Raw genomic sequence first — 13,268 nt, forward strand, 5'->3', positions numbered from 1 at the left:
GCGGTCGGCGGGGCCATTGTGGCTCTTGACAGCGGATTGGGTCATATGAGCGAAAACCCGCCAGAGCGAGCAAGGTGCCTTGAAACAAGAAGGCGTCGCATGTTGAGCAAACGCCAGCGAGCGCCCGCCAGAGCGAACAAATTGGCATGAAAAGAGGACGGCATAGACCTTCTGGTCATGCCGTCCTCTTTGAATGACAAGTTGTCGCTCTGGTGGGCGCGCAGCGTCAACCGGTTACGCGGTTTGGTAAAACCGCGTAACCCCTAGAAACGGTTGCCGCGGAAGCCGCCGCCGTTGCGGCCGCCACGATCGCCACCGCGACCGCCGCGGTCGTTACCACGGTTACCGCCAAAGCCGCCACGGTTGCCACCGCGGTCGCCATAGCCACCACGGTTGCCGCCGAAGCCGCCGCGACCACCACGGTCGCCACCACGGTCACCAAAGCCGCCACGGCCACCGCGGTCGCCACCGCGACCGCCACGGTCGCCGCCGCGGCCACCGCGATCGCCAAAGCCGCCGCGACCGCCACGGTCGCCGCCGCGGCCACCGCGATCGTCACGACCGCCGCGAGGACCGCGGTCCTCGTCCAGGCCCATGGCGACGAGCGGAGCGATAACCTTATCGAGGGCAGCCATCAGCTCGGTGGCCTCCTCGTAAGAAAGCTCGGGCAGGAGCTTCTCCTTCTTGTTGGCAAGCTCGGTCAGGCCCTCGGCAGCATCCTCAGCAGCGAAGACGACGATCTTGCGCATGTCGCCCTCGGCGTCGTCGATGCGACCGACCAGGTCGGCAGCCTCGGCCTCGGCCATCAGGCCATCGAGCTCACGAAGGCGCATGCCCAGCAGGTCGGACATCTCCTTCTGCTCCATCTTGGGCTTGAGGTCAAGGAGCTTGATGGCGCGCTCGATGTTCGCCATGCGCTCGGCCTTGGCCTCCTCCTCCTTGGAAATAGCAAAGCGACGGCTGCGCAGCAGGCGGGCGGCCTTCTGCATCTTGTCCATCAGCTCTTCGTCATCGTAATCAGCGGCGGCCTCGACAACCTCGGCCTCCTCCTCGGCGGAAACCTCGTCAGCAGCCTCAACCTCGGCAGCTTCGGTCTCCACGGTCTCGACTGCCTCAACCTCGGCAGCCATGGTCTCGTTCTCGGTCTCGTTCATGATCTCTTCGTTCTCAGACATGAGACTCCTTCTTGGCCCTCTCGGGCATCATCGCCCCATTCGCGGGGCCCGTCGCGCACTCTTTGCGCTTATAAATCATGCCTCTCGGCAAAACGTCCATTAGTTTATGGTGTCGTCCGTCAATCTAGCTGCAGAATCTATGTGCACACATTAATGCGACATGTCGCGGTATCATGATTTGAATCAAACGCCCACCATAAGGAGCCCGCCATGATCAAACCCATCATGAAATCCGAGTTCTTTTTGCGCCTGCCTTCCGAAGACGCGGGCCCCGATGACGCCGTGACCGGGCAGGACCTCCTGGATACGCTCCATGAGCATGAGCACGAGTGCGTGGGCCTCGCCGCCAATATGATTGGCGTGCGCAAACGCATCATCTGCGTAAAGGACGGCAACAGGGCGCTCCTGATGTACAACCCTCAAATTCTTGAGCAGGTCAATGCCTATCAGACGAGCGAAGGATGCCTTTCGCTGGTTGGAGAGCGCCCCTGTACCCGTTATCGCCGCATTAAGGTGGAGTATCTGGACGAGAACTTCGTCCACCGCATCAAAAACTTCTCGGGCTACACCGCCGAGATCATCCAACACGAAATCGACCATTGCAACGGGATTGTTATTTAGTTCAAGAACGCCACGTGGGACAAAATAATCAGTAGTTTTTGTCCCAGGGTCGCCTACGGCAACAAGTTCGATACTTCTTTCGAACCTGGGACAAGAACTACTGATTATTTTGTCCCACGCCCCACGGGTCCACAAAAAAGCTCCCTGCAGCCAAGCAACTGCAGGGAGCTTTTTATCGTACGGAGCTTCTGTCCCCTACGACTGACGATAATGGTCGAAGAAGTCGGCCAGGTCTTCGAGGGACTCTTTGAGCACTTCCATGCGCGGCAGGTAGACGATGCGGAAGTGGTCGGGCTCAGCCCAGTTGAAGCCGCCGCCACGCGTGATCAGGATCTTCTTCTCGTGCAGCAGGTCGAGGGCAAACTGCTCGTCATCGGTGATGTTGAACTTCTTAACATCCATCTTGGGGAAGATATAGAACGCCGCACGCGGCTTAACCACCGAGATGCCGTCAATCTTGTTGAGCGCCTCATACACAAAGTTGCGCTGCTCGTAAACACGACCGCCGGGACGGATATAGTCGTTGACGGACTGATGGCCACCGAGTGCCGTCTGAACGATCGACTGAGCCGGCACGTTGGAGCACAGGCGCATGTTGGAGAGCATGTTGATGCCCATGATGAAGTCGCTCATGCAGCGCTGGTTGCCCGAAAGCACCATCCAGCCAATGCGATAGCCCGCAATCATGTGCGACTTGGACAGGCCGCTAAAGGTAACGCAGGGCAGATCGGGGGCGAGCGAGGCAATCGAGACGTGCTCGTAGCCGTCCATGCACAGGCGGTCGTAGATCTCATCGGCAAAGATCATCAGCTGATGCCTGCGCGCAACCTCGACGATGCCCTCGAGCACCTCGCGCGGATAGACAGAGCCCGTGGGGTTGTTGGGGTTGATGATGACGAGGGCCTTGGTCGCGCTCGTGATCTTGGACTCCATATCCTCCAGGTCGGGATACCAATCCGCCTGCTCATCGCATAGATAGTGCACGGGATGACCGCCAGCAAGGGTTGCGCACGCCGTCCAGAGCGGATAGTCGGGGCTGGGGATCAGAATCTCGTCGCCATTGTCGAGCAGCGCGTTCATCGAAAGCTGAATGAGCTCGGACACGCCGTTGCCCGTGTAGATATGCTCCATCTGAACATTGGGCAGGCCCTTGATCTGCGAATACTGCATGATCGCCTTGCGCGCGGAGAACAGGCCGCGCGAATTGGAATAGCCTTCGCAGTCGGGCAGCTGCTGGCGCATGTCCTTGATGACCTCATCGGGCGTGCGGAAACCGAAGGGCGCCGGGTTACCGATATTGAGCTTGAGGATGCGCTCGCCCTCGTCCTCCATACGGGCGGCCTCGTCGACGACGGGACCGCGCACGTCATACAGGACGTTATCGAGCTTGGTGGATTTAGAAAAAGTACGCATGGTGGTGCTCCTTGCAATTTGAGCTGAGGGATGGGGTTCGGGCTTGGAATCGTTGCGGGGTGATGATGCCTCGCCTTGATCGGCGTCGCCGGCAAGCAGCCAGGTAACATCGACCTCCAAAATACGGGCGAGCAGCTCAGCCACATCGCGCCGCGGGATCGTCTTGCCGCTCACATATTGGCTCATCTGACTCTTGCCGAGTTTTTTGCCGAGCATCTCCGATGCGCGGATTACGTCCGACTGGCGAACGTCGCGATCGGACATAGTCTGTCGCAGGCGATCGCTAAACGTCTCTTGGGCCACTAGAACCTCCTTGCTGGCAAAGTTCAATTTATAGAATACGAATTGAACCAAGGTTCAATTTAGGCAGCAGTATAACGCGGCACCTCATTCGAAAGTTCAATTTCAAAAATAAAATGAGCCAAACCTCGAGATTTATCCCAAAGCGACAACGGTGTGCGCTCATTTAGAGGTATTCAAGGAATCGAGCGGCGGCAAGCGAAACATCGGCCGTTCGATATATGGCGTTGATCTGCCGATGGGGATGCCCTTCGAGCGGACGCACGGCAACATCGAACTGGCAGCGACGCAAGATGAGCGCCGGAAGAATGCTCACGCCCAGGCCGTCCTCGACCATAGCCATAATCGCATAGTCATCCCAGGTCGACAGCTTGGAGCGCGCCGTCAGCCCCGCCTGACGGAACAGCGGCGTAATCTCGTCATCGGTACCTCGTTCCAGCAGAATAAACTGCTCGTTTGCCAAATCGACAAGAGAGACGACCTCCGCCGCGGCAAGCAACGAATCTGCTGGCACCACCGCCATCAGCTCATCACGCACCAAAGACCGCGATGCCATGCCGTTTTCTCGTGGCTCACGCGGGATAAAGCCCAGGTCGCAGCGCCCTTCCGCCACCCATTGCTCAATCTCCGAGTAATCGCCCATCAGTAGCTCGTAATCGACATCCGGGTAATCGGCACGAAAGCGCGCAATCACCGGCGGCAGCACGTGGGTCGCCACACTCGAAAACGTACCGATGCAGATTTTGCCGCGCATGAGCCCACGCATCTCATCCACCCGTCGCTGCAAACGAACAAATTCCTCGCATAACGCCTCGACCGCCGGCATAATTTGCCGCCCATCGGCAGAAAGCACTACGCCCTCGCGGCTTCTATCGAGCACTTTAAAGCCCCAGTCGGCCTCGAGATCGGCCACCATACGGCTCACGCCCGACTGCGAATAGCTCAGGCGCTCGGCGGCGCGCGTAAAACTGCCGGCACGCACGGTCTCGAGCAGCACCTGCATCTTTTGAATATTCGTTTCCACGGCACCCCTCCACCTTTGCATGAGTCTTTGTCATGTTATCCATGCATTATATTCGCTTTTCTTCTAAAGCCAGTTCACCCATAGTGAACATGCTCGGATATAGAGGGGATGTCAGCGCATGAACAACGGACTGTTTACGTACTTAGCAGCATTGCTATTGTTTGGCTCCAACGGCATCATCGCCGCTGCCATCGCGCTGCCGAGCTCCGATATCGTGCTCTTGCGCACGTTTTTGGGCGCGCTCTCACTCGTTGTCATACTCGTCACTACGCAACGCCATAAGTTGCAGGCGCCATCTCGCCCCCGCGAAGCCGCAGCCCTCCTCCTCTCGGGAGCCGCACTGGGCGCCAGCTGGATTTTTCTGTTCCGCGCCTACCAGACGATCGGCGTCGGCATATCCTCGCTGCTGTACTACTGCGGCCCTATCATTGTCATGGCGCTCTCCCCGCTCATCTTTGGCGAAAAGCTGACCGGTGGCAAAATCGCCGGGTTTATCGCCGTCGCCTGCGGCGCTTTTCTCATTGCAGCGCAAGGTTTAGGCGGCAACATGCCCATTGCGGGCATCGTCTGCGGCATCGCCTCGGCATTTTGCTATGCACTGATGGTCATCGCCAGCAAGGGTGCGCCGCACATCGAGGGTCTCGAGAACTCCGCGCTCCAGGTGAGCGCCGCCTTTGTAACCGCGTTGATCCTTACGCTCTTCACGCAGGGTGCCCCCTCGTTCCTCTCCCCCAGCATTGCCGCCGGCATCGATTGGCGCGCCGTTGCCATGCTCGGCATTGTCAACACCGGCATTGGCTGCCTGCTCTACTTTAGTGCTGTCGCCAAACTGCCCGTGCAGACCGTCGCCGTCGTCGGCTACCTCGAGCCGCTTTCGGCCGTCGTGTTCTCGGCCGTCCTTTTGGGCGAAACCATAACACCGGTCCGCCTGATGGGTGCCGCACTTATCATCGGCGGCGCGCTCTTTTGCGAACTCGCCGGCAAACGCGCAGACACCAAAGCAAGCATCGCCCAAGCGGCACGCGCTTAAAAGCCCCTGCTTTGAAATGCTACCTGCGCACATAAATAATCCCCAGCTGGGGATTATTGTCTAAAATAACCTGATGTGCCAAACTGCTCTTGTATGTATAAAGACGGCATAAAGATTATCTGTCCTAGACAGACAACCGGATGTCTAAGGGAGTCCACGTGGCACACAACAAACTGGAGGCAAACCCCCAAGACCAGCGTGGTCAAGGCGGGCACGGAGCCATCCCCCTCTCCGCTGGCATGCTGCTCGTAACGCTCGGCGTCGTCTATGGCGACATCGGCACGAGCCCCATGTACACCATGAAATCAATCGTCGCCAACAACGGCGGCATCGGTACCGTCAGCGAGGACATGATCCTGGGCGCGCTTTCGCTCGTCATCTGGACCATGACGCTCGTGACCACGGTCAAGTACGTGGTAATCGCCATGAAGGCCGACAACCACAACGAAGGCGGCATCTTCGCCCTGTTTAGCCTGGTACGCAAGGTGGCACCGTGGCTGATTCTCCCCGCCATGATCGGCGGTGCGGCACTGCTCGCCGACGGCATCCTCACCCCCGCCGTCACGGTTACCACGGCCATCGAGGGTCTGCGCACCATCGAGTGGGGCCACGCGCTGTTGGGTGACGGGCAAACTAACGTCATCATTATTACCATCATCATTATCTGTGGCCTGTTTGCCATGCAGCGCGCTGGCACCTCGTCAATCGGCAAGCTGTTCGGTCCGCTCATGACGCTGTGGTTCCTGTTCCTGGCAGGCGCCGGTCTATTCAACATGCTCGGCAACCTGTCCATCTTGCGCGCGCTTAACCCCATCCGCGGCGTCATGTTCCTGTTCTCGCCCATCAACCACTCGGGTATCATGGTGCTCGGCTTTGTCTTCCTGTCGACGACCGGCGCCGAGGCGCTCTATTCAGACATGGGCCACGTGGGCAAGGCCAACATCTACGCATCCTGGCCGTTTGTTAAAGCGGCGCTTATCCTTAACTACCTGGGTCAGGGCGCTTGGCTGCTCGCCAACAATTCCAATCCCCAGTTGCTCGCGATGGATATCGTCAACCCGTTCTATATGATGCTCCCCGAGCCCCTGCGCCCCTTTGCCATCGTGCTTTCGGCCGTGGCGGCCATCATTGCCTCGCAGGCGCTCATCACCGGCTCGTTCTCGCTGGTATCCGAGGCAACGCGTCTCAACCTTATGCCGCATCTGCGCATCCACTACCCCAGCGACACCAAGGGCCAGCTCTATATTCCGCTCGTCAATAACATCATGTGGGTCGGCTGCATCTTCATCGTGCTGCTGTTCCAAAACTCCGAGCGCATGGAGAGCGCCTACGGCCTCGCCATTACCGTGACCATGCTCATGACCACGACGCTTTTGACGAGCTACATCGCCGGCATCCTCAAGCACAGGCTGGGTGCCTGCGTCTTCGCCCTGCTCTTTGGTGCCATTGAGCTGTGCTTCTTCGCCTCGTGCCTCACCATGTTCTTTGACGGCGGCTACGTCATGATCTTCCTGGCCGCACTGCTGTTTGGCCTTATGTACGTGTGGCGCCGCGGCACCGCCATCGAGCGCACGCAGACGATTTTGCTGCCCGTCTCCAAGTACATCGACCAGCTCAACCGCCTGCGCAACGACGAGACCTATCCCGTGCTCGCCGACAATCTGGTATTTCTCACCAACAGCCCCGACCCGCTCACACTCGACCGCGACGTGCTCTATTCCATCCTGGATAAGCATCCCAAGCGCGCCAAGGCATATTGGTTCATTAACGTGCACGTTACCGACGAACCCTATACGCACGAGTATTCCGTCGAGACCTTTGGCACAGACTTCCTGTTCCGCGTACGCTTGGACCTGGGCTTTAAGGTCAATCAGCGCATCAACGCCTACCTGCGCCAGATCGTTGGCGACCTGATGGCATCGGGTGAGTTGCCGCCGCAACATCACACCTACTCCATCTACGAGACACGCGGCAACGTGGGCGACTTCCGTTTTTGCATGCTGCGCAAGATGCTTGCCCCCGAAACGGACATCAACCGCAATGACCACCGCGTGATGGCCATCAAGTACGCCGTCCGCCGCGCTTGCGGAAGCCCGGCGCGCTGGTACGGTCTCGAGAACTCTGCCATCATCATCGAGTACGTGCCGTTGTTTGCCCGCATGCGCCCGGCCGTTAAGCTCGTGCGCACCCAGGTGCCGCTCGAGGTTCAGATTGAAGAGGCCGAGGAAATGGAAGTCGACATCTTCTCGGACGACCTGGTCAACGGCAACGAGGCCGGCAAGAGCATGAACGTCGATCCCACCGAGCTGCTCGAGAGCGTCGCCGATACGCCCGAGCAACAGCAACTCGACGGACTCGAGAGCACCCAGCTCAACGACGCCAACTTCTAGCGACGTCATAAATCAACGACAGCGGCCCTGCACCTCACGAGAGACGCAGGGCCGCTTTGCATTGCAGTAAAGCTAACGGCTACGAACGACGCGGCTCGGGAACCACGAGCCTATCGGGGCTTGCGCCCTCGGCATCCATCAGGCTCACGTAGCGAATCGACGGATCCCCATACATCGCGTAGTAATAATTGCCCGTGCGCGCGCTAAAGCATCCGGTGTAGATAGTCTTCTCGAACTTGCCATCGCCCATCCTGGACGCCCCCTCGATCATCACCACGCCCTCGAGCGAGCGGAACATGCGGACGACGTTTTCGGTCTCGCTCTCCTTTTGCGGGTAATTGGCATTGAGGTACGCCGCCTTTACAAAACGGCTCGGCGAATAGCAATCACCCGGAATACCGCGCATGCCGGCACCCGCGCCATAGGGCTTGAGCTCGGCGCCACGCCATGTCGCCGTCTGCGGAAAATCGCTTGTGGCTGTGATATAGGTGCGCAGGTTTTCCATGTGCCACGGGAAGGTCGGCTGGTTGGCAAGGGTGTCGACCGGATCGTCGTATACATGCAGGCCGTCAGCCATCATCTCGACCACGATGCTGCGCTGGCTGTCGCCGATAATCCAATGGAGCAGCGACACGCCCAGCCCCTCTCCGGCAGATTTGGCGACAATCACCGTGTCGCGCAGCGCGGTCTCGACCTCATCGACCGTCGAGAACGTCGCTGCCACCCACAGGGGAAACTCATAGGCCGCGATATTGGTCTTGCCGTCGACAGGGTCCTCGGCATACTCGGCATAACCCGGGAAATTGAGACCCGCCACGGCGAGGCCCGCATCGTTGCCGCAGTCGAAGAACATAGGGTAGTTCTTGTAATCGATGCACATGCCGATTACCGCGTGTGCCGCCGACGCATCGTCGATAAACGAATACGGAATGTGGAACCCGCGCGGCATCACACGAACCTGTTGGCCGTAGTCAAAGCTCCAGTCGAGGTTGCGGCCCAGATACATGTGGCCAGAATTATCGGTAAATCGAATGCTCGTGCACATAGCGCCTCCTAGCTTTACGTTCCTGCTAAGGTTATTGTCACCAAACAAAAAGGCGCTAAACACAAAAGCCCGGACATGACAACAATGTCACGCCCGGACCAAAAGAGACGAAGTGCGGTGCTTTGGTCCCCTAGACCAACTTTCCAAGACAGTGGTCGATCATATGCTGGACCATCTGCGCCTCGAAGCCCACAAAGTCCTGCTTGCGCTCGCGCATCTTGCCGTCGACGATCACGTCATAAGCGACCTTGCACTTGATATAGCGCGTGGACTTGGTGACCTCCTCGTGCGTCAGGCAGCTCTCCTCCATCTTGCTGGCACCCAGGCCAAACACCAGACGGGGGTTGTAGAGCACATGGGGCTCGCCGGCGTCGTCCAGATAGACGCAGACCTTCTTGGTGACGCCGATCTGGTTGGCGGCAAGGCAGCCGGCATCGTCGAGCGACTTGATGGTATCGATCAGGTCCTGTGCCACCGACTCGTCCTCGACGGTCGCAACCTCGCAACGCTGGGACAGAATAGCCTCGTCGTGGCAGAGCTCTTTAATCATACGTTCCTCCATAGGGGTCGTTGTAACTGCTTAAGTATACGGTACCCACACATTTTCATGCGAAAAATACCGTCTGTCTGCTACAAAGCGCCGAACATCAACATGCGAGGAACATCAGCCTTTCAAAGGCGATATAGTAGTTGAGTTCGTGTCAATCGGCCTAAACTCGGGGCCGAACAAGGAAAGGGTATGCATGGACGAACTTTTTCACGTCAGTGAGCGCAAGTCCACAATCGGGACCGAACTTCGCGCTGGACTGACAACATTCCTGGCGATGGCCTACATCATCGCCGTCAACCCTGCGGTGCTCTCGGGCGCCGGCATCGATGCGGGAGCGCTCGCCTGCGCCACCTGCCTGGGCGCCGGCATCATGACCATCTGCATGGGCATCTTCGCCAACCGCCCGCTCGCCTGCGCGTCGGGCTTAGGCGTCAACGCGATGATCGCCGGAATCACCACCACCGTCTGCGGCGGTGACTGGCACGTGGCCATGAGCGTCATCTTCCTTGAGGGCGTCGTCATCTTGCTGCTCGTGCTTTGTGGCCTGCGCGAGGCCATTATGGACGCCATCCCGGTTGTCCTGCGTCACGCCATCTCGGTGGGCCTGGGCCTGTTCATCGCCATGATTGGCCTGTGCGATGCCGGCATTATCACCGCTGGCGCCGGCACACTCGTCGGTCTGGGCGACATCACCTCCCCCACCTTCATCGTCGGCATCATCTCCATCCTGGTGACAGTCGCCCTCGCCTGCCGCAACGTCCCCGGCTCGCTGCTCATCGGCATCGTCGTCGCCGTCATCGCCGGTATCCCCCTAGGTGTGACCCAGGCTCCGACCGGTATCATCGCCCCGCTCGACTTCTCGAGCATCGGTGGCCCCATCGCCGACGCCGGCGGCGTGCCCGCCATCGTCAAGGTCCTTACCGACCCCGCGCTCCTCGTCATCTCGTTCTCTCTGCTCATGAGTGACTTCTTCGACACCATGGGCACCGCGATGGCCGTGGCCAAGCAGGGCGAGTTCCTCACCGACGACGGCAACGTCGAGAATATCAAGGAGATCCTGATCGTCGACTCCGCCGCCGCTGCTGTGGGCGGTTTCATGGGCGTCTCCTCCATCACCACCTTCGTCGAGTCCACCTCTGGCGCTGCCGACGGTGGCCGCACGGGCCTCACCTCCGTCACCACCGGCGTGCTGTTCATTCTCGCCGCGTTCTTCTCCCCCATCGTCACCATCGTTTCCAGCGCCGCCACCTGCGGTGCTCTGGTCTACGTCGGCTACCTCATGATGAGCGAGGCCTCCGAGATCGACTGGTCCGACGTGTCGCAGGGTTTCCCGGCGTTCATGATTGTCGCCGGCGTGCCCTTCACCTACTCCATCTCTGCCGGCATTGGCCTGGGCTTTATCGCCTACGTGATCGTCGCGCTCTTTAAGGGCGAGGCCTCCAAGATCAAGCCGCTCATGTGGATCGCAGCCCTTGCCTTCCTCGTCTACTTCTTTGTAGCGTAGCGGCATAGTCTGCTAAAGCAAAACAACAAGGCGCGGAATCGCATCGAGCGGCTCCGCGCCTTTCTTTTAAAGCCAGGCAACGCACAGACGCGCGATGTTTTGCTTCCCAAGTTTTGGACATTTTGCCCTCCAAACGGCACTACCGCCGGCTACATCCTGCAGATATGCTGGGCTTAATCGCATAGGCCCTATGAGGATGGGAGTGACCATGGCCGCCTTGTTCACGACCCCCAATCGCAATGACAAAACCTCTGGAGCCCATTTTGTCGAGCCCGACGTGTGCCGTCGCACGCTGCTCGCACACGGCAGCTGGCGCCGCGTGACGCGCCGCATCGTCTGCGGCCTGGCCTGCGCGCTCACGGTGAGCTCGCTGCTCATGCCGAGCGTCTCGCTCGCGGCCGAGTGGGTGGACGTCGGCGGCGTCCGCCACGAAGCGGCCGCGGGGCCCGCGGGAGACGCCGCCGGCACCTGGAGCTGGGACGGCGCCGATGACATGAAGCTCAACGGCTATAACGGCGGCGCGATCGAGGCAGCGGGCAAGCTCAACGTGAGCTACGAGGGCGACAACATCGTCACTAACGGCGACGGCCGCGGCATCAAGGTTAAGGATGGCGCGAACGAGAACGCCGAGCTTAATATTCAGGGCGACGCGTCCAGCACGCTCAACGTGACATCTTCTCGTGACGCCATCACTTCCGTCGGCAGCATCAACATCGACGGCGCTGGCACTGTCAACGCCACGAGCACCGAGCACGATGCCATCGATGCCGGGGGCGATGTCACCATCAAGGGCTCGGGAAACGTTAACGCCACGGGCGATTCGGATGGCATCAGGGCCGACGGCAACATCACGATCGACAACAGCGGAACCGTCACCGCCAAGGCCACCGAGGATCAGGGTATCGATGCTAACGAGAACCTCATCATAAAGGGCGGCGGCAAGGTAGAGGCAAGCTCTATCAAAGACAATGCGATTTGGGCCGACGGCAACATCGAGATCTCGGGTGGCAGCCAGGTCAAGGCAAGCTCCGAGGAAGACGCCACCATCGACGGTAAAAACAGCCTCACGGTCACGAACGCTTCCCTCAACGCAAGTGGCGTTGGGTATGGCATCTATGTCTACAAGGGCATCACGTTCGATGGCGCAACCGTAACGGTCCGTGCAAGTGCAGGGAACGATGAAGCCAGCGCCCTCTTCACCGACGAGGACGACATCGTCATCAAGAACGGCTCGATCGTGGATGCGTTCGCAGAAGGCCAGTTCTCGACCGCAATCTTCACCAGAAACTACTACCCCAACGAAGCGGGTGGTCACATCTACATTAGTGACTCCGTTGTCAAGGCTATAGCCCGCTATGTCGAGTCCGGTAGCGACGGCCCCGATCACTACAGCAACGACCAAAGTGGCGCGGTCATTCCCGAGCATAGGGGCATGAACATCGGCATCTTTGCCCGGACCAAGGAGGGCATCACGCCCGCGACCATCTCGATTGTCCGCAGTAAGGTCACAGCTGAGGGAGACACGGCGGCAATCTTCGCCCTTGCCGTGAGCGCGGACGGCGAGACAATCGGCACCATCGAGATCGAAGGCGCTCCCATACAGACGCCCACAGGCGGCAAGATCATTGGCTATCGCAACAAGGAAGAACTCGATGACGGCATCTTCTACGTGGTGGGTCAAACCATCGGCACGGGCGACGCTGTGATCGACTCCCCCTATAACGAAGCTGTCGCCAAGAGCACGGTCATCGCGCCTCCCGAGGAGATCAAACCCGAGGAGAAGCCAGGCGAGACCAAGCCCGAGGGTTCCAAGTCCGAGGGCACGAAGACGACCAAGACCGTTGCAGTTGCAGCCACGGGAGCAAAGATCGCCGGCAAACTCGCAGCAACCGGCGACGCCTCGAGCGCAGCCATCGTGGCAGCCGCCCTTGCGGGAACAGCCGCCATCGCCGCGGGCGCCGTGGTGAGCCGCAAGCGCTCGTAAACACTTTTTCGCACGGGACGGGTGGATCGCGGCCCTTGCCTTCCTCGTCTACTTCTTCGTAGCGTAAGGGCAAGGCTGCAAAAGCTGAACAATAAAGCGCGGAGTCGCCATGCGGCCCCGCGCTTTTCTTTTAGCGCCGGTCCCTGCGCCGGCGTGCGGCCTATTTCTCCCCCATTTGGGGGTGCGGACAGAAAGTTGGACCGTGAAGCGGTCCGGACTGGAGGTTCGCATG

10 protein-coding genes are annotated in these 13,268 nt (G+C 59.5%); 5 read left to right on the forward strand and 5 right to left on the reverse strand.

Annotated elements, in window-relative coordinates:
- Positions 1–263: 263 nt before the first annotated feature.
- On the reverse strand, positions 264–1,175 hold the full coding sequence (locus FGQ61_RS09145; RefSeq protein ID WP_138375315.1) for a hypothetical protein: 912 nt from the start codon (positions 1,173–1,175) through the stop codon (positions 264–266).
- 210 nt (positions 1,176–1,385) lie between these two features.
- Between FGQ61_RS09145 and FGQ61_RS09150 the strand changes: the two genes are divergently transcribed.
- Entirely contained in the window at positions 1,386–1,796 is a 411-nt protein-coding gene (locus FGQ61_RS09150; protein ID WP_138375316.1) for a peptide deformylase, read from the forward strand.
- A gap of 195 nt (positions 1,797–1,991) precedes the next feature.
- Here FGQ61_RS09150 and FGQ61_RS09155 read toward each other — a convergent pair whose 3' ends face one another.
- Positions 1,992–3,473: an aminotransferase class I/II-fold pyridoxal phosphate-dependent enzyme gene (locus FGQ61_RS09155; RefSeq protein WP_117757320.1), complete on the reverse strand. Its 1,482-nt coding sequence runs from the start codon at positions 3,471–3,473 to the stop codon at positions 1,992–1,994.
- 202 nt (positions 3,474–3,675) lie between these two features.
- The gene (locus FGQ61_RS09160) at positions 3,676–4,533 is read right to left on the reverse strand and encodes a LysR family transcriptional regulator (protein ID WP_249360971.1); all 858 of its coding nucleotides are present in this window, start codon (positions 4,531–4,533) and stop codon (positions 3,676–3,678) included.
- Positions 4,534–4,651: 118 nt separating this feature from the next.
- Here FGQ61_RS09160 and FGQ61_RS09165 point away from each other — a divergent pair, with 118 nt between their 5' ends.
- Positions 4,652–5,563, forward strand: coding sequence for a DMT family transporter (locus tag FGQ61_RS09165; protein ID WP_138375318.1), 912 nt, complete (start codon positions 4,652–4,654; stop codon positions 5,561–5,563).
- Positions 5,564–5,703: 140 nt separating this feature from the next.
- A complete protein-coding gene (locus tag FGQ61_RS09170; protein ID WP_138341132.1) occupies positions 5,704–7,953 on the forward strand; it encodes a KUP/HAK/KT family potassium transporter in 2,250 nt (749 codons plus the stop codon).
- 79 nt (positions 7,954–8,032) lie between these two features.
- Here the strand turns inward: FGQ61_RS09170 and bsh are convergent, their stop codons facing one another.
- Positions 8,033–8,998, reverse strand: coding sequence for a choloylglycine hydrolase (bsh, locus tag FGQ61_RS09175; protein ID WP_138375319.1), 966 nt, complete (start codon positions 8,996–8,998; stop codon positions 8,033–8,035).
- Between the two features lie 130 nt (positions 8,999–9,128).
- Complete coding sequence (locus tag FGQ61_RS09180) at positions 9,129–9,548, reverse strand: peptide deformylase (protein WP_138375320.1); 420 nt, start codon at positions 9,546–9,548, stop codon at positions 9,129–9,131.
- Between the two features lie 193 nt (positions 9,549–9,741).
- On the opposite strand from FGQ61_RS09180, the gene FGQ61_RS09185 reads away from it, so the two are divergent.
- Both FGQ61_RS09185 and FGQ61_RS09190 read left to right on the forward strand, forming a co-directional pair.
- On the forward strand, positions 9,742–11,052 hold the full coding sequence (locus FGQ61_RS09185; protein WP_138375321.1) for an NCS2 family permease: 1,311 nt from the start codon (positions 9,742–9,744) through the stop codon (positions 11,050–11,052).
- Positions 11,053–11,260: 208 nt separating this feature from the next.
- Complete coding sequence (locus FGQ61_RS09190; protein WP_161145036.1) at positions 11,261–13,036, forward strand: carbohydrate-binding domain-containing protein; 1,776 nt, start codon at positions 11,261–11,263, stop codon at positions 13,034–13,036.
- Positions 13,037–13,268 lie beyond the last annotated feature (232 nt).

This window comes from Collinsella aerofaciens (assembly GCF_005844325.1).
Lineage (GTDB): Bacteria > Actinomycetota > Coriobacteriia > Coriobacteriales > Coriobacteriaceae > Collinsella > Collinsella aerofaciens_G.

What these genes read in the sequence shown, in the direction of transcription:
- FGQ61_RS09145 (WP_138375315.1), bottom strand. Translation starts at nt 1,175, where the DNA reads ATGTCTGAGAACGAAGAGATCATGAACGAGACCGAGAACGAGACCATG.
- FGQ61_RS09150 (WP_138375316.1), top strand. Translation starts at nt 1,386, where the DNA reads ATGATCAAACCCATCATGAAATCCGAGTTCTTTTTGCGCCTGCCTTCC.
- FGQ61_RS09155 (WP_117757320.1), bottom strand. Translation starts at nt 3,473, where the DNA reads ATGTCCGATCGCGACGTTCGCCAGTCGGACGTAATCCGCGCATCGGAG.
- FGQ61_RS09165 (WP_138375318.1), top strand. Translation starts at nt 4,652, where the DNA reads ATGAACAACGGACTGTTTACGTACTTAGCAGCATTGCTATTGTTTGGC.
- FGQ61_RS09170 (WP_138341132.1), top strand. Translation starts at nt 5,704, where the DNA reads ATGTCTAAGGGAGTCCACGTGGCACACAACAAACTGGAGGCAAACCCC.
- bsh (WP_138375319.1), bottom strand. Translation starts at nt 8,998, where the DNA reads ATGTGCACGAGCATTCGATTTACCGATAATTCTGGCCACATGTATCTG.
- FGQ61_RS09180 (WP_138375320.1), bottom strand. Translation starts at nt 9,548, where the DNA reads ATGATTAAAGAGCTCTGCCACGACGAGGCTATTCTGTCCCAGCGTTGC.
- FGQ61_RS09185 (WP_138375321.1), top strand. Translation starts at nt 9,742, where the DNA reads ATGGACGAACTTTTTCACGTCAGTGAGCGCAAGTCCACAATCGGGACC.
- FGQ61_RS09190 (WP_161145036.1), top strand. Translation starts at nt 11,261, where the DNA reads ATGGCCGCCTTGTTCACGACCCCCAATCGCAATGACAAAACCTCTGGA.